16 protein-coding genes are annotated in these 22,376 nt (G+C 37.3%); 9 read left to right on the forward strand and 7 right to left on the reverse strand.

What is annotated here, in order from left to right; translation table 11 throughout:
• Positions 1–1,158 (forward strand): endo-1,4-beta-xylanase, encoded by a 1,158-nt coding sequence (locus tag RGQ13_RS03615; protein WP_348392196.1) that lies wholly within the window; start codon positions 1–3, stop codon positions 1,156–1,158.
• 31 nt (positions 1,159–1,189) lie between these two features.
• The gene (locus RGQ13_RS03620; RefSeq protein WP_348392197.1) at positions 1,190–2,731 is read left to right on the forward strand and encodes a hypothetical protein; all 1,542 of its coding nucleotides are present in this window, start codon (positions 1,190–1,192) and stop codon (positions 2,729–2,731) included.
• Here RGQ13_RS03620 and RGQ13_RS03625 read toward each other — a convergent pair.
• Together RGQ13_RS03625 and RGQ13_RS03630 are read right to left on the reverse strand one after the other, a co-directional pair.
• Entirely contained in the window at positions 2,711–4,774 is a 2,064-nt protein-coding gene (locus RGQ13_RS03625) for a beta-propeller domain-containing protein (RefSeq protein ID WP_348392198.1), read from the reverse strand. The two genes, RGQ13_RS03620 and RGQ13_RS03625, sit on opposite strands and share 21 nt — an antisense overlap.
• Positions 4,775–4,872: 98 nt before the next feature.
• Positions 4,873–5,658: a ribonuclease H family protein gene (locus RGQ13_RS03630; protein ID WP_348392199.1), complete on the reverse strand. Its 786-nt coding sequence runs from the start codon at positions 5,656–5,658 to the stop codon at positions 4,873–4,875.
• 185 nt (positions 5,659–5,843) lie between these two features.
• On the opposite strand from RGQ13_RS03630, the gene RGQ13_RS03635 reads away from it, so the two are divergent.
• Positions 5,844–6,254: a VF530 family protein gene (locus tag RGQ13_RS03635; protein WP_348392200.1), complete on the forward strand. Its 411-nt coding sequence runs from the start codon at positions 5,844–5,846 to the stop codon at positions 6,252–6,254.
• 228 nt (positions 6,255–6,482) lie between these two features.
• A complete protein-coding gene (locus RGQ13_RS03640; RefSeq protein ID WP_348392201.1) occupies positions 6,483–7,595 on the forward strand; it encodes a GGDEF domain-containing protein in 1,113 nt (370 codons plus the stop codon).
• Positions 7,596–7,614: 19 nt separating this feature from the next.
• Here the strand turns inward: RGQ13_RS03640 and RGQ13_RS03645 are convergent, their stop codons facing one another.
• Complete coding sequence (locus RGQ13_RS03645) at positions 7,615–7,758, reverse strand: hypothetical protein (protein ID WP_348392202.1); 144 nt, start codon at positions 7,756–7,758, stop codon at positions 7,615–7,617.
• Between the two features lie 226 nt (positions 7,759–7,984).
• On the opposite strand from RGQ13_RS03645, the gene RGQ13_RS03650 reads away from it, so the two are divergent.
• Entirely contained in the window at positions 7,985–8,551 is a 567-nt protein-coding gene (locus RGQ13_RS03650; protein WP_348392203.1) for a methyltransferase domain-containing protein, read from the forward strand.
• Positions 8,552–8,748: 197 nt separating this feature from the next.
• Entirely contained in the window at positions 8,749–10,416 is a 1,668-nt protein-coding gene (locus tag RGQ13_RS03655; protein ID WP_348392204.1) for a formate--tetrahydrofolate ligase, read from the forward strand.
• Between the two features lie 322 nt (positions 10,417–10,738).
• Here the strand turns inward: RGQ13_RS03655 and RGQ13_RS03660 are convergent, their stop codons facing one another.
• The gene (locus RGQ13_RS03660) at positions 10,739–11,287 is read right to left on the reverse strand and encodes a YkvA family protein (protein WP_348392205.1); all 549 of its coding nucleotides are present in this window, start codon (positions 11,285–11,287) and stop codon (positions 10,739–10,741) included.
• Between the two features lie 250 nt (positions 11,288–11,537).
• Here RGQ13_RS03660 and RGQ13_RS03665 point away from each other — a divergent pair, with 250 nt between their 5' ends.
• The 3 genes from RGQ13_RS03665 to RGQ13_RS03675 all read left to right on the forward strand — a co-directional run bounded on the left by RGQ13_RS03665 (position 11,538) and on the right by RGQ13_RS03675 (position 14,731).
• Positions 11,538–12,797, forward strand: coding sequence for a DUF3667 domain-containing protein (locus RGQ13_RS03665; protein WP_348392206.1), 1,260 nt, complete (start codon positions 11,538–11,540; stop codon positions 12,795–12,797).
• Positions 12,798–13,041: 244 nt separating this feature from the next.
• Positions 13,042–13,560, forward strand: coding sequence for a DUF3016 domain-containing protein (locus RGQ13_RS03670; RefSeq protein WP_348392207.1), 519 nt, complete (start codon positions 13,042–13,044; stop codon positions 13,558–13,560).
• A gap of 340 nt (positions 13,561–13,900) precedes the next feature.
• On the forward strand, positions 13,901–14,731 hold the full coding sequence (locus RGQ13_RS03675; protein ID WP_348392208.1) for a DUF2306 domain-containing protein: 831 nt from the start codon (positions 13,901–13,903) through the stop codon (positions 14,729–14,731).
• A gap of 210 nt (positions 14,732–14,941) precedes the next feature.
• On the opposite strand, the gene RGQ13_RS03680 is transcribed toward RGQ13_RS03675, so the two are convergent.
• The 3 genes from RGQ13_RS03680 to RGQ13_RS03690 all read right to left on the reverse strand — a co-directional run bounded on the left by RGQ13_RS03680 (position 14,942) and on the right by RGQ13_RS03690 (position 21,632).
• A complete protein-coding gene (locus RGQ13_RS03680) occupies positions 14,942–16,282 on the reverse strand; it encodes an NTP/NDP exchange transporter (RefSeq protein WP_348392209.1) in 1,341 nt (446 codons plus the stop codon).
• Between the two features lie 28 nt (positions 16,283–16,310).
• Positions 16,311–18,191, reverse strand: a complete 1,881-nt coding sequence (locus tag RGQ13_RS03685; protein WP_348392210.1) for a metallophosphoesterase — start codon at positions 18,189–18,191, stop codon at positions 16,311–16,313.
• 363 nt (positions 18,192–18,554) lie between these two features.
• Positions 18,555–21,632 carry a S8 family peptidase gene (locus tag RGQ13_RS03690; protein WP_348392211.1) on the reverse strand — a complete coding sequence of 1,026 codons (3,078 nt, stop codon included), beginning with the start codon at positions 21,630–21,632 and terminating at the stop codon, positions 18,555–18,557.
• Positions 21,633–22,376 lie beyond the last annotated feature (744 nt).

A 22,376-nucleotide genomic window follows, 5' to 3' on the forward strand; every position in this document is an offset into this window, starting at 1 on the left:
ATGAAAAGTTTTAAAGCCGTATTATTTACTAGTTTGTTATTAGGCGGTATGCCTTCGCAAGCTGAAAGTTCGCCTGCTGAGAATAATATAAAGCCAGCAGATGGTAGACGTTATAAAGATATAGTGGCTGATAAGTATCCTGAAAATGTATATATCGGTGGCACCATTCAATATGGTGAATTGTTTGGCCCGAAAGGGCAGTTACTAAACGATGAATTTAGCTATATAACTCCAGCCAATATTTATAAGCAGTCGCACATTCACTCAGCTCCAGGTAAATGGCAATGGCAGAAACCAGATCACTGGATTGCTGTTGCTAAACAAAATAATCAGTTGGTGCGTATACATGGACCAATAAGTCCACAAGTTTCCAAATGGGCAAAAAATGATAAAAGAACGGCTGTAGAGCTAGAGACTAACCTAATTGAATTTATGGGCGCATTGGCAGCACGTTATAATAACGAACCCCATGTAAAGTGGCTGGATGTAGTTAACGAAACGATCACCGAAGAAGGTACATGGTTTGGCCCTAAGCCAGGTGTTACCGAGTGGGAAAATCCATGGACAACTATGGGGTTCATTACTGATATTCCTGAGCAATTCCCTTTATTAAAAAAACTTGGTGTACCTAAATATATTGTAAGATCATTTATTGAAGCGAATAAATACGCGCCAAATTTAAAAATGGTAATTAATCAACATCGGATGACAACGCCAGAATCAATAGCATTAATGAAAGAGTTAGTGATCTACTTAAGAACTTTAGGTTTAAGGGTTGATGCCATTGGCTGGCAGGCACACTTTCGCGCAGAGTATACCGAATTTTCAGACATTAATAGTGAAGCGATTAATACATTTGATCAGTTGATTAAATGGTCACATGCCAACAATTTTGAATTTCATGTGACAGAAAACAACATTCACTTGAATAAAAATGAAGCATATCAAGCTGAACTCGTAGGTAAGGCTTATGCCAATATTGTGCAAACACTGTTGAACAATCGTAAAACAGGTGTGGTGTCATGGAATGCTTGGACGATAACTGACGGCCCACATTTTCGTAATCAAAAGACTACAACTACTGGTATTTGGAATGAGAATTATCAACCGCAAAAAGCATATTATGATATTCAAAAAGTTTTAGAGCAGAGTAAGTAGTCTAAACACAGAATAATAATTAGGATTACAGATGTTAAATAATAAGATGATCTTGTTAGTTAAGCTACCAATTTTAATCGTGACAGCTTATCTGTCAAATGTGAGTTATGCTGCTGAGGTAACTAGCGCAACCACGATAATAAAATCTGATCATTACTCGCTAACCAACAACCTTTTCAATGATGGTAGTGTGATGACTTATGATGAAAATTCAGTGGAGGTTAATGGCGCTGCCTTTTCACTTAGCTATATCGACCAAGGTGGCTCTGGCATGGATTCTTATGTTCAGGGCACTGTTGGCGGTGTTAAAGCTAGTGGTAGCTGGAAACCTGGTAGTGTTGCCTTAACAGGCATGCCGGTACAAATAGCAAATTTAGATGATAGCTTAAGGTTACAATGGAAAACTTTTCAACAAAACTCTAATGACAGTGATGATAAATGGTGGGCGACCATTAATGTAATTTTTGATGCCGGAAATGAAAATTTAGAGCCTGTTGATGCTGACCGTGACTATGATCTAGTGATTAAATTAGAGAGCTATAAACAAGATAGTTTTGAAGATAAAGAAAAAGCCGATAATAACTCTTATTGGTGGTTTGCGAGAAATGCTGACAGCTCTTTACACCCATTTTCGCTTACTATTGATAATGTTGAATATCAGTGGGCGGTGCGTTACAAGTTTTTCCAAAATAGTGGTACTAAAGACAATAAAGTTCATATCAAATTTATTCCGATAGATAATAACAACGTAGCACCATATTTAGATCATTCATTAAAGCTTTTCGTTGATGTAACTAAAGAATATTTAAACTATATTGAATTACCGGTAAGTGAACAAAAGCTTGCCACAGAAAAAGTGGCCGCTTCGAACTTATGGGTTAAGTCTGTTCGTGCGGGTTATGAGTTATATACGGGGCAAGGTACCTATGGCAATGAATACTTTAAAACTGTAGTAGATACATTAGCTCCTAGCAGACCAGAAAATTTTGTTTTGACCGTAATTGACAACGATATCGAATTGGCTTGGCATCAAGATTTAACTGATTCAATTGAAGAATATCGCTTATATCGTTCAAAAAATGGAGAGGAGTTTCAACTGCTAGCAAGCAACCTATATGCAAGTGAATATCTGGATGAATCTGTAGAAGCAGATCTTAGTTATGAATATTATGTAGTAGCAATAGATAGATCTTTTAATGAATCTGCGAGCTCTGATATCACTTCAGTTAATGTTGACGAATCGACTCCAGTTGAAACGGATCCGGTTGAAACGGATCCGGTTGAAACGGATCCAGTTGAAACGGATCCAGTTGAAACGGATCCAGTTGAAACGGATCCAGTTGAAACTGAGCCAGTTGAAACAACACCAGTTGAAACAACACCAGTTGAAACAACACCAGTTGAAACAACACCAGTTGAAACTGAGCCAGTTGAAACTGAACCTGTAGAAGAGGAAAAAAGTAGCAGTGGTGGTTCTATATACTTTTTATTATTAACTTCAGTTATGCTTTTAAGTCAAAAATACAACTCTAATTCGCCAAAAATTGTAATGTTACTGAGGGCCAACTGCTAATTCTGGCTGCTGCCATACACCAGAGAACACAAATGGGCCATGAATATAGTGAATGTTATCGCCATCGATGACACTGCGACCATTAGAGTAATAGTAAGGATAGCTACGCTCTTGGTTGCGTTGTTCAGCTTTGATCACGCCTGTATTACTAATCGGGTTTTGCTCATTTTTTAAATCAAGATCAAAAAGGTACAAGCCAGTATGATCCCAATTACTATAGCCGACACTACTGTCTGAAAGGTTTACTTCCACAGGAAAGGCTAAGCGATATTTGCTTGCTTCCGTATTTAATATTGAAATTGCATGATGCTCATAAAGTGCTTGGCTCCAACTGTATCTATCGCCAATAACTGTACTTGCCAATTGCTTGGGTTGATCTAGTTGCGAAATATCAAACAAGCCTAATTTTACGCCGTCACGACCATCACCTTCTTGGCCAATACCAAATAAATAATTTTCTCCAAGTGGATGTAAATAGGTAGAAAATCCAGGGATTTCCAATTCACCAGCAATAAGCGGATCGTCAGGATTGGATAAGTCAATTACATAAAGGGGATCTGTACGTTCAAAGGTCACAACATATACACGATCTTGAAAGAATCGTACCGCAAAAATATCTTCATTGGCTTTACCTATTTCTTTAGAACGGCTGTTATTAGGTAACTGACCAATAGCTTCTAGCTGGTTATTTTCATCATTTGTTTGCAATAAAAACAGTTGATGATCAAGCCTATCATTTTCGTCATCAACTCTTTTAGTTGTGACAATGCGCACTAAGCCATTGTTTTCATTTATTCTAAATTTTGCACCTTGCCCTAAGTAACCTGGCACAATACCGGTTGAACGGTAGTCTACGCCATTTTCGTTAAGTTGCATTTGCTGAATAACCGTATTGCTTTCGTTATGCTCTTCAGACCAAATAGTAGAGGTAAGGTAAATAGCGTTCTCAGACATGTAAAAATCGTGGTAGTAGCCATTAATACAAGTTGAACTGTATTGTTCTGGGGCCGTTAAATCAAAAACACTGATATTTATGATATTTCCATTTACTGAGTTACTAGTGTTATCTGCAGGTATATAACAGTCTTCAGGTTGATTGAGTAGTTTTACATCTTGATTGTCAAAACGGATCATTGGCAATAAGTGCTCTGTGGGTAATGCTGCTAATTGCTCTTCATTTGCCTTATATTCATCATCAGTTTCCGGTGCAGGAAAAGTTAGTTCAGGCTGGTTTGGGTTGTAAGAACTGATTACATAGAGTTTATTATCAATGCGGCGGCTTTGTAATAAATAACCTTCAATTTCAATGGACTTTGTTAACGTTGGAATTGCTGGAACGCTTGTATCGTAGGTAAAAATATGCAGGCTTTCTCTAGATTGGTAGTTGCTTATTCCCCAATCATCAGTAACCTCATTGTAATGATAATCATTAGCAAAAACAGTGAGTTGCTTATCATTTAAATACAACGATTGAAAATTATAATTGTCAGTAGACTCAATACGGCTGATCTCAATAGTTTGATTATTTTCATTAGCTTCCATTATTCGAATATAGGATTTTTCAGAATACCAGGAAGTATTGTCTACAGGCTCTGCTATTGATACATCATCACCACCAACTGTACCAACATGAGCATAACCATAACCTTGTTCGGCTAAAATATATAGATTATCACCATCGTACTTTACCCTGTCGGCTTCATCTACACCTGCTTCTATCAAATTGGTTTTTGAAAAATTAGATCCTGAATCGTCTGTAGAGCTAGTTGGTGCAGACTCGGCTGCAACCACCTCAGGATTGATGTCAGATGCACCATTAAAGTAGAAATAATTTGCTGAGTAGAGCATATTATTACGAATTGTAGATAACGTTTCATCTGCATTGTTTGCTTTACGAAAGCCTTCAGTTGATGCTGCCGGCGTATCTAATTCTATAATTTTATATGCTTGGTCTTTGTCATTACTGTTATTGGAAGAATCGCTGCCACAACTTGCCAGCAAAAAAATTAATGCAAGATAGTTGAGTGATTTTATTATATTCATCTAGATTTCCATGCGTTAATAACGTTATGAAGAGCTTGTTATTTATACTAAATTTAACTGAGACTTAAAACTTTGTCACCTAATAAATAAATTGAAAATTAACCAGATTCCATTGCTAAAATTGAATTAATATCTAATGTATCTATATATTGAATAAAGCCTAACTGTTTTTTCTTTCTCGCCAATACTGCCATGCGATCGGAAAGCTCATTGCCCTCAATGTTGGCATGACCTTTTACATGCTTAATTATCAAGTTAGTTTTTAGTTGCTCATATAAAGAAAAACCCTCTTTAATGATTTCAAGGTTTTTAATTTCTTCATTTTTACCGCGAGTCCAGCCTTTAGCCTGCCACCCTTTTGCCCACTTAGTAATGCAATCAATTGAGTATTTTGAATCTGATAGTACTTGTACCGTTTTCCCTTTAGCAATATGTGGGGCAGCATAACGAAATGCTTCTAGCATGCCATTTAACTCCGCGGTATTGTTAGTGCCCATAACTTGATGCAACCCATACCAAAGCTCAATTAATGTGTCTTTTTCATAAACAGCCATACCTGTTCCTGACTTGCCTGGATTGGGTGAGCATGCACCATCACAATAAATATTAAGATCTGCAACCTTCGCAGGCGAAGTCGCTTTAAGTTTACTTACCGGTTTTGATGTAGTGGTTGGGGGCGAAGATTGATTAGGCGTTTTTGTTAAAGAGCGCTTCATCAATGCTTTGCTATAGGTAGATTGAAAGGCTTGTTGTGCTTCATCTTTTGATGGAAAGCCCATAAACTGTGCATCAGCTCTTCCAGATGTTAATGATTGCACTGTTGACCAGTCATTAAAGACGCCTGTTTTTTCGCCTTTCCAAACTACGTAATATTTTTTAGCCATTAATTTTTCTTCGTTATCATTATGTTGCTCTTAATAGAGATAATAAAGTGGCTATATCTACTTTGCTACTTTATTTTTAGTCTTGTTATAGTTTATAGGATAAAACTATCTAATTAGGCTAACTGAATTTATAATCAGTTATTAGAATTGGTATTACGTAATTAACAAGTTCATCAGGAATTTTAATGAGTACAGTTGCAGAACAACAAAATAATCCGTTACATGGTTTAAAGCTTGATGTGTTAGTTAATGAATTAGTCGATCATTATGGCTTTGAAATTTTAGCTGCGTATACCAATATCAATTGTTTTAAAACCAACCCAAGTATCACTTCAAGTTTAAAATTCTTAAAGAAAACTGAATGGGCTCGAGAAAAACTCGAAGACTTTTATTTGTATAAATTTAAAAGAATGCCAAAGCCTGACGACAAAGAGTTTGAAATGCCACCAAGAGCTAGAGGGTTCAGAGACGGATTAGAGGCAAGAGAGCCACTTGCGTTAACACTTGAGCATGCAGAAGAAGTTAGAGTGAAAAAAGCAGAAAAAACACGTGAACGTAATGCTGGAAAATTTGATCCTTGGGCGAAACACAAGTAGTTGCATTACAACTTCATTTATACCCAAACAGGCATTAAAGAAATATTTTTAAAACTATTTTTAAAAATAAACTAGAATTACTCTCTAAACAAAACAACATTATGATAATGTTGAATAATAAATAAGTTTTAGATTGTTAATACGGAGCTTTGTTTGGTAAATGTTGCTAAGGGATTAAAAGCCACATTAAGTAGTTTGCTCATCATCGCAGCTGTTTTTTTGGGAGTAATGGAAACCCAACAGTACTGGCTTGCCAAAATTTCAATTTTTGAACAATCTTTATATGGGTTGTTTATTATCACCATTTTGTTTTCTTCTTATTTTAGTCACAGTAGCATTGCCTTTCTTAGCGCAATTTTAGGACTTTTTTATCTCACTATTAATGCCAACATGGCATGGTCACCTTGGCTTTTCGACAATAAGAATTGGCTAGTTGTAAATGGATTTTTAGTCTGTGGTTTTTTAGGGCTGATTAAAGATCGCGGTGTATTCTCAATCCATGGTTTTTACCGAATAATTTTACTCGGGCTGTGTGGCTTTATTGCCTATTTGTGGCTATTTACTTCTGATGTATTTTCTATGTATTTAAATGCCAATCAGTACCCGGAAAATTGGGGGACATATTTACCCATCGAAGTGCCATTATTTAGTGTTGTTTTACTGCTGCTCTGGCGAAGTATAAGCACCGCAAGTTTATCAGTTGTGGCGCTCTTGGTAAGTACACTTGTTTGGGGGTTTGAGCATTATCAATTAATAAACCTGCCATGGAGTATTATCCTGACGATATTGGTTAGTTACTATATCCTTGTTGTGGTTATCGACTCTTATTCCTTAGCTTATCGTGATGAATTAACTGGTTTGCCATCTAGGCGTGCACTAAAACAATTATCACTTTCGTTAGGCAACTCATATAGCGTCTCTATGGTAGATATTGATCATTTTAAAAAGTTTAATGATAAATATGGTCATGATATTGGCGATCAAGTATTAAAGCTGGTTGCCAGTAAATTAACCGAAGTAAAAAAAGGCGGTAAAGTTTTTCGTTATGGCGGCGAAGAGTTCACTATTGTATTTCCTAGAAAATCGCTTGAGCAAAGCAAACAAGAATTAGAGCGCATTCGTAAATTAATTGCTAACTATAAAATGGTTATTAGAGATCCTAAAAGACAAACTAAAGATGAGCGAACTCATAACAAAACGAGTAATAAAAAGGTAAGTGTAACCATTTCAATTGGTGTCGCTAAAAGAACTCAAAAACAAGATTTTGAGCAAACACTGAAGGTTGCCGACCAGGCTTTGTATAAAGCTAAAAAATCAGGACGTAATAACGTAAGTACTTAACTCGACTGATCACTTTAAATTAAAGAACTAATAGCAATACTACAAGCAATGGCACAACAATAAATACCGTATAAAGAAACACATTATCTGACCACTTAGTTTGCGTCTTTGCTTCTTTATGTTTTGTTGGTTTTTTCTTAGGTTGTCTTTTTTTTGTTGTCATAGGGCATCCCTTATTATTATTTTTCTATTTAATTCATTATGCACAAAAAAACAGAAAATGGAAAAATCAAAAAGATATATTTTATCAAGATACTGTTTTTTAATAGATAGTTACAGTGCGTGGCTGATCTAATAATGCTTTGAGGAATAAGACATTTACTGGATGGTTATAATTATTGTTTTTTATGGGATAGTAATGCACACATTAAAAAAAATAGAGCCATTTGATGATACCTAACATTGACACCGTTGAACCACATTCATCATTACTGACTGAGTATTTAGCAGAGGTCAAAAAGCTCAGTACAGAACTTTCTGTACTCGATTTGGCTTGTGGCAGTGGTCGAAATGGTCTGTACTTGGCTAGTAATGATATATCGGTTACTTTTGCAGATAGAAATAAAATGTCGTTAGACAAAATTTCAGATACAAGTGTAAATTCAGTGCCTTCTGGAAAAACTGAGCTATGGCAAGTGGACTTTGAAGATGAAAATACCAGTCCTTTATCTGATAAATGCTTTTCTGCAGTTATTGTATACCGCTATTTACATCGCCCCTTGTTCGAAAGCATCAAAACATCAATACAACCTGGTGGTTTGGTTATCTATGAAACCTTTACTACAGAACACCCTCAATTTGGACGACCTAAAAACCCAAACTTTTTATTGAAACACAATGAATTATTGCAGCAGTTTTCGGGTTGGGAAGTGTTGCACTACTTTGAAGGCATTGTGAGTAAAGGCGAAGGACAAGGCTCACAAGCGATAGCACAAATTGTAGCTCGGAAACCTTAGACTAGTGATCTTATAGATATAATTTTTCTTTGTCAGTTAATAGCTTACGCTAATATAGCGCCTTTTTGTTAATAATGGTGATAGTCAGATTTTGTACTAAAATGGTATTAATTATCTTCGTACCTTGTATTTTGTTTTAGGGATAGTTCATTGGCAAAGATAATAATTCAATAAGAATAACTATTTAGGAATTAATTATGCTCACCGATAATGAAATTGCCAAACAATGTCAGACTAAAGATATAACAGAAATAACCAAATCGTTGAATATCGACGAGCAGTTTTTAATCCCCTTCGGCCGTGACATTACTAAAATTAATATCGATGCACTGAAGCAAGAATCGAAACAAAAAAACAGTAAGTTAATCTTAGTTTCTGCTACCACACCAACACCTGCCGGTGAAGGTAAAACCACAACAACCATTGGTCTTGGCCAAGCTTTTACCCAGTTAGGTGATTCTGTTTGCCTAGCATTGCGCGAGCCCTCTTTAGGCCCTTGTATGGGGATGAAAGGTGGTGCTACTGGTGGAGGCTACTCACAAGTGCTGCCAGTAGAACGTATCAATCTTCATTTTACCGGTGATTTTCATGCCATAACCAGCGCCAATAATATGATCTCTGCCACTATTGATAATCATGTGTTTCATGGCAATGCACTTAATATCGATCCGCGTCAAATAGTCTGGCGCCGAGTCATGGACATGAATGACAGAAGCCTGAGAAATATAGTGCTTGGCCTTGGGGGTAAGATGCAGGGCATTCCAAGGGAAGGGGGCTTTGATATCACCGCCGCTTCTGAAATTATGGCGATTTTATGCTTAACAAAAGGTTTCAAAGATTTAGAACGTCGCTTAAATAATACTCTTATCGGTTACAGTTATTCTGATCAACCTGTGTTTGTAAGAGCACTAGGTATTACCGGTGCTTTATTGGCATTGTTAAGAGACGCATTACATCCTAACTTAGTACAGACCCTGGAGGGTACACCAACCTTTATTCACGGAGGACCATTTGCTAATATCGCCCATGGTTGTAATAGTATTTTGGCGACTAAAATGGCAATGCATCATGCCGAGTGGGCAGTTACAGAAGCTGGCTTTGGTTTTGATTTAGGCGCTGAAAAATTCTTTGATATAAAATGTAGAATCGCTGAACTTGATCCTGCTGCTGTGGTGTTAGTGACCACAGTTAGGGCGTTAAAAATGCACGGAGGCATGGATAAACGCCATCTAACCACAGTGAATTTAGAATTTGTTGAACAAGGATTGGATAATCTTGATAAGCACATTGAAAGTGTTGAATTATTCAATAAAGAACCAGTTGTTGCTTTAAATCGATTTGCCGATGACAGCGATGAAGAAATCGCCATTATTAGAAAGCACGTTGAAGCAAAAGGTATTTTGTTTGCTGAAAGCAATCACTTTACCGAAGGGGGTAAAGGCTCTATCGAATTGGCTGAAAAAGTTAAACTTGCCGCGGCTAAGTCGAAACCTTTTACACCTATGTATGAACTGGATGATTCAGTGTTTGATAAAATTAGTAAGGTTTGTAAGGCTATGTATGGAGCGAAAGATATTGCCTTGACTAAAGCAGCTGAAAAAGACTTACATCATGTGCAGCATTTACAACTTGAACATTTACCTATTTGTATTGCCAAAGCGCCAAGCTCACTTTCCGATGATCCGCTTTTACACGGTCGACCCAGAGATTTTCAGGTTACGGTGAGAAATATTCAAGTTAATGCCGGAGCAGGGTTTTTAGTCGTGCTAACGGGTAATATCATGCGCATGCCAGGATTACCAAAAGAGCCCGCGGCTACCAAAGTAAAACTGTTGGAAAATGGTGAAATCATTGGGGTTAGTTAACATGAAACTTAATTCTATGAGTAAAAGGCAGTTCGTCGGACCATTTATCTTAAATTTTTAGAATCTTTATAAGTGTTGTTTAAGGCCTTCCCTGAGCAGGGAAAGGGACCTGCAGTATCATAATCGTGATGGCTGCTAAAACGTTGGGAACTTTTTAGGTATATAAATTTAAGTGCTTAACTTGAGCAAGTGACAGCCAAAATGATGTTTTATAAAAATTATGATTTAATAATGTCTAAGTAAAGCAACAAAATAATGTTATTTGAAGAAAGCCTTTATTAATAAAATAAAGGCTTTTAAATTTTGTGTAGGTTTTATAAGGTTAAAATATAGAACGAAATGATGATCCACCACCACGACGAGAAGAACGACGGTTTCTCATTCGTGAGTGCAATTCACGACGTTTAGCATCTAGCCATTCATCTCTGGTAATCGTTTCATCACCAGATCTGTCTTGTTCACGAATACGGTACGCACAAAATTCATCAAACGCCTCAATATCGTCTTTTAAATCTTCGGCCACCAATTCAATCATAATAGCGTCATCTAAAAAGCCAAGTACAGGAATATGATCAGGTACTAAATCTTCAGGATCACTGAAATAAGCTAGAGCACTTAATACATCGCCGCGTTCTTCTTCTGGAATTTTCCATTCACTGTCTTCGATCATCGCGATAAGGGTTTCTAATTTTTCAATTCGTTCGCTGACAAAAGCTGGAACATTCCCTTCTACATCTTTGATTAGCTTTTTCGCATTGGCTAAAATCACCTGCTCGGTTAATTGTTTTGCGCCTGCTTGGGCTTTGCGCATAACACCGCGAAAATGTTCTAAGTCTGATTCTTTTAACTCGAAAGTCACTTCAAACGCCATTGTATTTCTCCTTATTATGGATGTCGTTTTATAATATTTTGATAAAATGTAACTATTTAAATTTAACAGAGAATTTACAATTAACCAGATAGTGATGCATATATTTCAGTTTAATTGTGTAAAAGTATGAATATAGTCGTTTTTATTCAATAATAAAGTCAATAAAATTAATTAAATTATTGTAATTACTCATTTATGTTCTCAATGTTGTTCGTTTAGAGGACATATCTAAATAGAGCATTTAGTTATTATGACCAACACAGATATTCAACATACGCAGTTAAGTTCAACCGATATAGGGGGTGATAACAAACCTAGTTGTAGTAATTGTCACTCGCCCCTCACCGGCCCTTTTTGTGCTCAATGTGGGCAAGGAACAGATTCGACAATTAAATATTTTTGGTTAGTAATATTACACCTACTCGACGATATATTTAGTTTTGATTCTCGGGCAAGTCGTACAGTGTGGCCATTAATAACCCGTCCAGGTTTTCTTACTAATGAATATATACTTGGCCGAAGAGTCCATTATGTACCACCACTTAGACTGTATCTATTTATCAGTATCGTCTTTTTTATCACCTTGAAGTTTTTTGCCGCCAGCGAAAACAATGGCGTGATTAACATTAAAAGTGATGAAACTGCATTGGTGAAAGTGACGAATCACATCGGTGAATTAGAGCAGCAACGTGCTGTATTGTTAACTTCTCAGCCCGAAGAGTCGCAAGCCCAAATAGAAGAGTTGCAACGACTGAACCTAGCATTGGATAAGTTCAATAACTATCAAACCGATCTGGCTAACCAGGACGATAAAATTCTAAAAGCCATTGCTGGCGAACTGGTTGCTTTGGAATTTCGACAATTAAAGTCAGGTAAACCATTAATACCCAAAGATCAAAAACAATATACTAATTTGATCAAGCAGATTACCAAAGTAAGAAATGGCGAGAAAGTTAATTTGCTGAGTATTGGTAACAGTGGTGATGGCACCATTACATTGCCATTCTTATCCGTTCAAGAGAATGAAAAACTTAACGGTTTTGCCAGCCAGTTAGAAAAGAAAGCTTCAAAGGCATTGCAATCAGATACGGGACCTTTACTGCAGCAAATTATAAGTAAATTACCGCAATTAATGTTTGTGTTATTACCTTTATTTGCTGCGTTACTGAAAATTATGTATTTGTTCTCCAAGCGCTTCTATATGGAACATTTAACGGTAGCCCTACATAGCCACAGCTTTGTGTTTTTCATTATATTTTTGCTTGAAGTTATTGATATGTTGCAAGACCAACTGCCTGCTTCTTTGTTTTGGCTTGATGCAACATTTAATATGTTAGCAACAGGACTATTGATTTGGATACCTATTTACTTATTCATTATGCAAAAACGAGTTTATAAACAAGGCTATATCATCACCACAATTAAGTATTGTATGGTCGGTATGGCTTATACTGGTTTAATTAGTATTACCGGTATGATCGCTTTTATTTGGGGATTAACGAACCTTTGATTAAAGCGTCCTAATAATGGAGTTTATTAGGATTAACTGCCCAATTCATCAGATACTTTAATGGAGAACTTGCCGATTTTGAGGCTTGAATGGGATAGCCTGCTGATAATGAAAACTTGTGATGTTTGGTCTTCGCGGAGGCTTGTACGTGAAGGAAAGCGAGTTAGGTGCAAATCCGCCTAACTATTTACACCTGAAATATTGGGTACTAAAATTATTCCTATATAGGAGTAGGAGAAATACTATGAAAAAACCATTAGCACTAATACTAATTATGCTATTAGCATCGTGCTCAAACACAACTGTAGAACCAAAAACAGTATCAGCAACTGATGGATTAGCTACAGTAAGACTGGTTAATCCTCATGATTTTACTGACATAGAAACCGGTAATTTTGGTATACAGTCTGATTTCGAGCAGAGTGTAGCTAACAAGTTGGCTGAGGCATTAGCAGACCACTTTAAAGAAACTGATGGAACTATTGATATTACATTCACTAATATTGATTTAGCAGGCGAAACTAGGTTCAATACGCAGGAAATACGTGTATTAAAAGATTTATATATCCCACGCATGTCGTTCGAGTATGTATTCAAAGATGTAGCAGGTAACGTTATGCTAGCTGATACCGTTGATATTAAAGATATGGGCTATCTATCCAAAAGACTAACGGGTAGAGAAGCTAATGACTCGATAGGATACGACACGCGTATGCTAATAGAATACTTTGAGGAAGTCTTAAAAAAGGTTAACAAAACATAGGCTATGTATTTAATAGTATTTTAACCCAGAATTACAGCATACTTGTTAGGTCAGGTTATGTGCTTGCTTCGCACGAATAACATGATCATAACCACATCCATGATATCGCATTAGCATTTTGATTTATGATAATGAAACTTACTTATGTAAAATAATTTATTCGTCAAACAAACAATTCATTAGTATAAATGACTAATAATCAATAAATTATGCGCGCTTAACATTGTCTTTGCATTTATCTAATTGTTTTTTAACGTTTTTATTTTTGGCGCGTTACTTGCTATATATCTTTCAATAAATATACGAAATTTAAGTTAGATAATTGTATCAAGGATATAAAATGACCCAAGCAGCAACAACAACCGGTAACGATTTATTTGCCCACTCATCTAGTAATAATTGGTTAAGTCACAGCGCTAAAATGTGGTTTTTAGTGACGGTGCTCGGCCAATGGATGTTTGCATTTTATGTCGCGATGTTTTACGGCGGAGTTTCCTTAGATGGTGACTTTGCCCAATGGAATAAAGTAATGCCTCATGGCTATATAGCTGGCGATACCATCGGTAATATTGCCGTCGGAGTGCATCTGCTTCTTGCCTTAGTCGTTTTAATTGGTGGGCCATTACAGCTTATCCCTCAAATTAGAAAATTAGCGCCAAGGTTTCACCGCGTAAATGGCCGAATTTATATATTAACAGCACTGATTTTAAGTGTTGGCGGGCTATTTATGGTATGGACTCGCGGGGTAGCAGGTGGTGATATTGGCAAATATAGCATTAGCTTAAACGCGATTTTAATCATTGTATTTGCAAGCTTAGCTGTTTATTTCGCAATAAAGCGGGATATAAAAACACACCGCCGTTGGGCAATTAGACTTTTTATTGTTATGGGAGGAGTGTGGTTTTTTCGCATTGGTTTAATGTTGTGGTTAATGATTCATCAAGCACCAGTAGGGTTTGATCCTAAAACATTTGAAGGCCCATTTTTAACATTCTTAGGCTTTGCACAATACCTTATCCCGTTAGCAGTTACGCAGTTATACTTTAAAGCTGCTGAAAGCAATAACAGCCAGAATAAGATAATAATGTCTGTTGCTCTTATCGTATTAACTTTAGCAATGGCTGGTGGTATTTTTTCTGCGACAATGGGAATGTGGTTACCACGAATTTAGTTTATTTATCACTGATATAATTACGTGAATATATTTGTGGCGTTTGTTGGTTTGGACTTAGTCTTAATATTTGGTGAACCTGCTTGAAAGTTAACTTTGAAGAGGCTGGCGGTAAGCTACCGCCCAGTCTATTGATTAGTATGTGCTAATAGATTTTCTCGTATTCTTAGATCTAGATTCTATATTTAACTATTAACTATTAACTATTCACTATTCACTATTGTATTTTCTTTGATAATGTTTACCAATAAAAAATGCCAATATGAGCATAAGTAAAGTCAAGAACAGGTTCAGAAATAGAAATTTTTTCGGCAAAATATTTAACAGATTCAAACCTATAAACACAGTGGCAGCTTGCAATAAATCGCCAATTCGCCAACAGACAGTATCAATAACGGCCCTAGCTTCATACTGTTGCCTACGTGTCGTTGGTAAGAAAAGTATCTGCAAAGTCGTTTTCTGCAATGAATAATTTAGGCCATTTTCGGATATTTTTATGACTTTAAATAGCGTAACTAAAGGAAAGAATGCTAGTAGACCATAGCCCATAAATATCAATAAAGGTGTAACTATAAAAGCGATATTAAACCCTGCCCATTTGATCAACCGTGAAACGATAAAAAACTGTATAAATAAACCAATTAAATTTACCCAAAAATAAAATTCGCTGTAAAACTTACCAATATAACTTTCTTTTGAGTCGACCATGTTACCCATCTCTATCCCTTGCTGATAGAACGTTTCAACCAATACCGCCATTAAGTATTCTCCAATGCTACTGCACCAGTTCATTAAAATTACAAAAATAGCAATCAGCAGTAAGTAGCGGCTTTTGATTACCAGTGAAAAACCGCTTAACAGAGAAGGCTGTTGCCTAGTTGGAGTTGGTGCAACATTAAAACCTGTTGTGTTGTATATCTTTACATTTGCGGCCAAAAATGCAGAAACTAGTAATGGAATAATACTTATCAAAAGCATATGGAAACTGTCAAAGTAATCCATTAACATCCTCGATATTGCTGAGCCTACCCAAGCACCTAAACTGGCACCTACGGCAACAAGAGCAAACAATCTTTCTCCAGACTTTTTGTTATAAACTTGAGAAGTAAAAGCCCAGAATTGTGACACCATGAGCACCCCAAAAGCACCAAGCCAAAGAAAGAAAGGAATCGAAAGTTTGTATCCTGCTTGTCCTAAGATATAAAATAATAAAAGGTTGCATGAAAAGAACACTGCAATGCAAATCATGAAAGTACGACTGCTGAATTGACGTGAAAATACTCCGTAAATGGGAAGTAAAATAACAAGGACTATTACTTGTAGAGCAACAGCATAACTACGCGCTTCTGCGCCGCCTTCCACTAAAATCAGAGTATCCCGTACAGGCTTTAATAGATAAGCTGTGAGTAGTAAAAAAAACAACGACCCCATCAACAATATAATATTCCAACCTTCACCTGGCTTAATATCAGCACCATTTGCTAACAATCGTTCAATCCAAGTTAATGGTTTATAGTTATTATGTGATTGTGAGTTATTGGGTTTATCCATTAACTACATACCCTATAATTATCACCATTTAAGGACTGGTAGCGGTTGATAATATTAAGTCTCTGCGCTTTAAAATCGCTTTGATTTGTGAGCTGCTTAGTAAGTCATCAAGCACTTTGTTTAATTTTTCATAGGTTAGGCTTGTTAATTTTTTTCTAAACAATGACGACAGTTTCAGGGTTGTTTTCTTATACATATCTGGTGGGTGTTGGGATATACCAAAGGCGATAGAATGATCGATAAGGTATAGCATAAAGTCTTTTCTAGAGAAGTTTAAATTAGTTTGATTTCTATCATCGTTATATATCAAAACATCGAAGATATAACGAGTGATATATTGTTCTAGCCGTGGGCAATAACTATCGAAGACAATGCCTTGTTCTTCTCTTTCTTTTTCGCTGATCAAGTCATTAACCCAATATTGCAACAATCCATATTTCCCGTCGATTTTTCTACGCACTGCTACAGGAACCAGATTTAAGTCGAGCATACGGTCAATACGAAATGCGGCTATTTCATAATGGTATCTGTCTGCTACATACCTTTGATTTGGATATCGACCGTTGTCCAATCTAGGGTCTGAGTCGTGGGTTTTAAACAGTGCCCTGATCTGTTTACCATCTTTTGTTAAAGATAATATGTTGGATTTGGTTATGCCCACACCTATTGGCTCTGAATTGATGACTTTAGCGGTTAACAAAAAGTCTTTAATTTGTTCATCTGTCATCGAACTAGAGCCGACGCTGAAGCGATTAGTTTCGCTTATTATTGGCTGTAAGCTATTTGACTCTAACGTTTGAACTTTTATCATATCGCCATCGATAACAACCGCTCTGGCGTTGCCTTTATAAACATTTTTTAACATGCCGGTGTCGGCGAGAATGACTTGTCCAGATAAACGACTATTCACCTCTTTGTATAACGGAGTGTGTCCCACTACTATGCGTTTAGCTCCGAGTTTTTTGAGTATGCGTTCAGTGTTGAAGGATTCACTATAAGGATGGCAATAGGCATTACCTCTATACCACATTGGACTCTTATCGGAAAACGCAAAGCTACTTTGCAATTCGTGTAAACGAATTAAATCCTTGTACCATTTAGGTATTTTATTTCTAGAGTTTTTTTTATTTTTATCAATATAGGGCTGTATTGCTTTGTTAAGGTAATCAATTCGATTCCAAAAATCAGCAGTTTCAGCAAGTATACCTTTTGCTTGTAAAGCGGCGACAATCTCCTGATATTCCCAAACAGGCTCAATTATTTTGTTTATCTCTGTCAAATCCATGTCATGCAGATCTGATGATAAGCCGCCATGAACAAAAACAGAATCATTGATCTTGATAACTGGTCTAGCTGAACGAAGCCAGCGTCCATACTTTCCGTTCGGTAAAAAAGCCGCAACAAAAGCACTGAACCCTGGTGGATGTTGCGAGGTAAAATTTGCTGCCAAAACATCTTCACTTAAGTTAGGATGGTTGGCATTAAACTGAGTCTGTAAATTTACTCTTTGCTGCTTAGTTTCTTCTGGTATAAACGCGGAAAACTCTTCCTTTGATACATATCTAAGATCACCAGTTGTCACCATTAGTTCGTGATTACCTAGCACCTGCAATACCATTCCGCCACTTTTCGGGGCTTGTTGTTGCAGTTTGATCAATAGATCCATAACTTTGCGCGAATCTGCCCCTCGATCAAGCAAATCGCCTAAGCTAATTAAATATGTATTACCGCCAATCCAATCAGCATTATCATTAATCAGTTTAAGTTTTGTTAAAAGAGCATGAAATTCTGGATAAGCACCATGAATATCGCCGATAGCAATAACTTTATTCGCGGTTTTATAAGTAGCTGAAAAATTAGTTTTCGCTGATACGGTGCTTATAAAAAAGCCGAGTATAACCAATTGCACGCATATGACTTTCTTTAGCGGTAATTTATTCAACAAAATATTCAAAGCCCTATACATTATTCTTTACTTCAAAGCTTAGACAAAGATATAAGGCGTTGCAAACAGGTAATGTTTTTTGGGCCGTTTGGGCTTTTGTGGGGCTTATTTAATATTAAATTGGTGATATAAAAATAGACGGTTTAGGGCGTCATTATTGTTTCTAAATGTTGCCCCCTTGACTTGGATAGGGGAGCTGCCGATTATGAGGGATACAGCTAACAAAAAATTGAAATGTATATTGATTTCAGTATGAGAATAAAACCACTTTTCAGGCATAAAAAAGCACCACGCAGTAACTACGTAGTGCTTTGAACTCTTAGTGGGTTAATCGTTTTGTATATTAACTAAGGTACGTTTAAATACACTACCGTCACTATGGGTAATAACCCCTAGATATTTTTTAGCATCTAATCCTTCCCATTCTACTGTTATAGTTTCTGTTGTACCTAACACAGCTGATGTAGGTGCTGTAACAGTCATATTATCCTCATCTGCTGCGGGGGCCCAGCTAAATAAACTGTAGTTAGCCTCAACACCATCGGTTTGCCATCCGTGCACGGCAACCAGATAAAAGGGACTACCAGCTCCTGCAATATCAACTTGTTCGGCACTGGTACCATTACCTGAACTACCAACAAATTTCTCCTCAGCATCCCAAACGTATAAATCAAGATCATCTACGCCATCAGTGTATTCATCAAATAATGAAATACGAACCATATCAGCGTCGACTGAAGCTAATACTACATGCCAAGTAATACCTGTACAGACAAATGGGAAGCCTCCATCAAAATCGCATGTTTGTATTGCTACATTGAAGTCGTTTGAAGGATCATCTTCAACATTGCCATCGATAGTTGCCGCAGGTACTAAGCCAAGGGGCATAGCAGAATAGTTACCACTATAACCAAAAGTAATATCGAAACTTAGAGAACCTTCGGCACCATCGCTAAACACTTCAGCAGGGGCCGCTAATTTTACTGGTTTAATAGCAACCGGACTGCGCACAATTTGTGTACCATCTACCCATGAAATACCACCTGTTGCATAGGTATCAATAGCAGCATCAACATTACTAAAGGTAACTTCATAGGTGACACTTTCTCCAGGAAGAATTTTAATAACTTTAGGATCAAAACTTACCATTATGCCCTCAAGACCATCAACGACAGGAGTGTAAACTGCATAAGCATCAGACACACTTGTAACTGTTCGAGTTACGGTTTGATTACCAGCCAATGAGCCAATCGCTATCGACGGGTAGTTCATGTTACTTGGATCTGGCGAGCCTGGGGGACAAATGGTTGGGATTGCCCCTGTACCACACAAAAACCAGAACCAATCATTCCAACCAGCATCATAAACTAAGCCTGGGTTTACCGCCTTATTAGGTTGTACTGCACCTGCACCATAGGCAAATGGAGTACCTGGAATAAGGTTACCTTCATTAGTCGTTTGGGTTGCAGTCGTCATAAAGGCTGATTTAATCGCCGCAGGTGACCAAGTAGGGTGTGCTTGTTTCATTAAAGCCGCTAAACCGGCCATATGCGGACTAGACATAGAAGTACCACTATAAGCAGAGAAACTTTCACCACCATTTCCTGGTGGAGAAACTGCTGCAATAACATCAACGCCTGGTGCCATAATATCAGGCTTTAATAAATCACCAGAGCCTGCAAGTGCAGGGCCTCTTGATGAAAATTCAGCAACCATTGGTGCTTCATTAGTGACTGCTGAGCCAGCGCTTAAGCTACCACCATCTGTACCATTATTGATGGCATACGCTCTTAGTATATTGCCAGTATCAACATCTACATGAATACTAGGAACTGAATGAAAATCTGCATTAAGTGAACTCGGTGAAACGTTAGCCAATACCATGCCAATACCGCCGGCCATAGCTACCGCCTTACTTTTATCAACTCGAGCAATTGAACCACGATCACAAACAACAATTTTTCCTGCAACAATTTCCGCATCTAATGTACCAGGGAAACATTCTCGCACCTGCTCTAGATCTTTTCCGTCAGCAGCAGCTTTAAGAGAATAAACCATTTCAGCAGGACCTACACCATCGCCTAATGATACACCTTCATGCTCTACGCCATCGCCATTGGTAGTAATAATAGCTCCCCAACCACGGTCGTGTGTACTGGCTGCCACAGTTGTTAACCATGGGCTATTGTGTGCAACGGTACTCGCATCAGGTCCGCTGTTACCTGCTGAAGCGGCAACAAATATACCTGCGTCAGCAGCAAATAAAAATGCAATTTCTACCTGATCCATAAAGCTAGTACTTGAACCACTAATTGAAAAGTTAAGCACATCCACACCATCGGCAACCGCCTGATCTATTGCAGCTACGCTGTCGCTACCAAAACAACCACCTTCGCCTGAGTAGCCCCAGCAGACCTTGTATGCAGCGACTCTTGCGCGAGGTGCCATACCTGTTGCAACACCGATATTAGTGCCATTTATTGATACTTCTACTTCACTATTACCTGCGGCGGTACTCATTGTGTGTGAACCGTGTCCTGCAGCATCGCGCGCTGAAGCATATTCATATGGCAATTGAGATTTTACTAATTTGTCGCCGCCAAAGCCTGAATTAAACCACTGCGCACCAATGAGTTTTTGATTACAACTAGATGCAGGAAATGACTCTCCAGGAGTACATTTTCCGTGCCAACCAGGTATTTGCTGATAACTTAATTTATTTGATTTATTGTTTTTATTAGTTCCTGTGCGGTCTGAAAAACTCTCTGACTCAGGCCATACACCGGAATCAATAATACCGACAATAATATCTTCACCTGCGAAGTCTTTACCTCCGAGGTGCTCCCACAAACCATCACTATTGATACCATCAAGTTGCAAAAATGAGGCTGTAGATACTGTATCTGGTTTAAGTTTCTCATCTGCGACTACGCTTAAAACATCTGAATTAGAGTTCAATTTAGCGACTTGGCTTGAAGTTAACACTGCAGAAAAACCGTTATAAGCATACTTATAACTGTAAATTTTCTTGGGTGAACCAAGTTCTTTTAATAACGTATCATGTTGATTCGTTAGGTAATCACCATAAGCGATAACATGTTTACTGTTTGGATTGAACTTTTTATTTGGTTTAGGTTTTGTCGCTTTTAATCCCTTTATACCGCCGTTATAAGCCGCAATAGGATTACCTTTTAAGCGAATTAGATATACACCATTTTCGGGGCTTTTTTTAACTGATGAGATGCTTTTTATGAGCGAGTCGGCATCAATTGCTGGTATGTTTTCAGCTAATGCTGAACTACTTATTAAGCACGATATGGTGAGTACAAAAGCAAAACTTATTTGATATATTTGAGGTACAAATTTAATACTGGTTTTATTTAAATGCTTGAAGAAAATATTCATATATTTATCCTAAACTTTATAATTTGTATTTTTTACATGCAAAGACATAAAAAACATACACTATAAAACCGTTGATTTTTCAAACCGGATTGCGTGACGTTGCAACTAAAATAGTTTTAAAATCAATACATCAGTGAAATATGTAAAGCACTATTTTGCGGAATTGTTAAATGAGAGTTTATGCTGAAGCCATTTAATCCCTAAATTTGTTAATTAGCTTAGACGGTAATATGACTTTTGCAATAAACATGCAAATAAACATATTCTCTAATGATTAAGTCGATTAGTTTTCAATGGTAAATTAAGTGGGCAACATGAGAAAACTAAATGAATAGCTGAAATTTTCTCGAACAAAATGAATAGAAAAATTTGGTTCTTAGGCTATATATACCTAATTTATATGGAGAGAGATATGGTAATAGATACGAGTCTGACCAAAACCGAATAGCACGGATGGTCTGAGATAAATCGAAGAAATGTAAGATGAAAATGGTGGTCCTCCCTGACTTGAACTGGGGACTTGCCGATTATGAGGCCAACGGAATTGCCTTTTTACGTGTCGTAAGTGTAGGAAAAATAACGTTTTTCACCATCCGGAAATGCAAGGCCAGTCGGCACCGAAACCCTACCGAGCCTCGGTCACTTGGTCCGACGAAAGCGATATGCTAACACGAAGAATTTTATGCGTTTTTATCGACCGAACACCTAACTTTTACCGAACGCTGGAGCTTGTGTGAGGACGAG

It is taken from the genome of Thalassotalea psychrophila (genome assembly GCF_031583595.1).
Lineage (GTDB): Bacteria > Pseudomonadota > Gammaproteobacteria > Enterobacterales > Alteromonadaceae > Thalassotalea_A > Thalassotalea_A psychrophila.

Excerpts from the sequence above, each read along its gene's own strand:
- RGQ13_RS03645 (WP_348392202.1), bottom strand. The coding sequence starts at position 7,758 with ATGACAACAAAAAAAAGACAACCTAAGAAAAAACCAACAAAACATAAA.
- RGQ13_RS03620 (WP_348392197.1), top strand. The coding sequence starts at position 1,190 with ATGTTAAATAATAAGATGATCTTGTTAGTTAAGCTACCAATTTTAATC.
- RGQ13_RS03675 (WP_348392208.1), top strand. The coding sequence starts at position 13,901 with ATGACCCAAGCAGCAACAACAACCGGTAACGATTTATTTGCCCACTCA.
- RGQ13_RS03650 (WP_348392203.1), top strand. The coding sequence starts at position 7,985 with ATGATACCTAACATTGACACCGTTGAACCACATTCATCATTACTGACT.
- RGQ13_RS03660 (WP_348392205.1), bottom strand. The coding sequence starts at position 11,287 with ATGGCGTTTGAAGTGACTTTCGAGTTAAAAGAATCAGACTTAGAACAT.
- RGQ13_RS03670 (WP_348392207.1), top strand. The coding sequence starts at position 13,042 with ATGAAAAAACCATTAGCACTAATACTAATTATGCTATTAGCATCGTGC.
- RGQ13_RS03665 (WP_348392206.1), top strand. The coding sequence starts at position 11,538 with ATGACCAACACAGATATTCAACATACGCAGTTAAGTTCAACCGATATA.
- RGQ13_RS03680 (WP_348392209.1), bottom strand. The coding sequence starts at position 16,282 with ATGGATAAACCCAATAACTCACAATCACATAATAACTATAAACCATTA.
- RGQ13_RS03640 (WP_348392201.1), top strand. The coding sequence starts at position 6,483 with ATGGAAACCCAACAGTACTGGCTTGCCAAAATTTCAATTTTTGAACAA.
- RGQ13_RS03615 (WP_348392196.1), top strand. The coding sequence starts at position 1 with ATGAAAAGTTTTAAAGCCGTATTATTTACTAGTTTGTTATTAGGCGGT.
- RGQ13_RS03690 (WP_348392211.1), bottom strand. The coding sequence starts at position 21,632 with ATGAATATTTTCTTCAAGCATTTAAATAAAACCAGTATTAAATTTGTA.
- RGQ13_RS03630 (WP_348392199.1), bottom strand. The coding sequence starts at position 5,658 with ATGGCTAAAAAATATTACGTAGTTTGGAAAGGCGAAAAAACAGGCGTC.
- RGQ13_RS03655 (WP_348392204.1), top strand. The coding sequence starts at position 8,749 with ATGCTCACCGATAATGAAATTGCCAAACAATGTCAGACTAAAGATATA.
- RGQ13_RS03635 (WP_348392200.1), top strand. The coding sequence starts at position 5,844 with ATGAGTACAGTTGCAGAACAACAAAATAATCCGTTACATGGTTTAAAG.
- RGQ13_RS03625 (WP_348392198.1), bottom strand. The coding sequence starts at position 4,774 with ATGAATATAATAAAATCACTCAACTATCTTGCATTAATTTTTTTGCTG.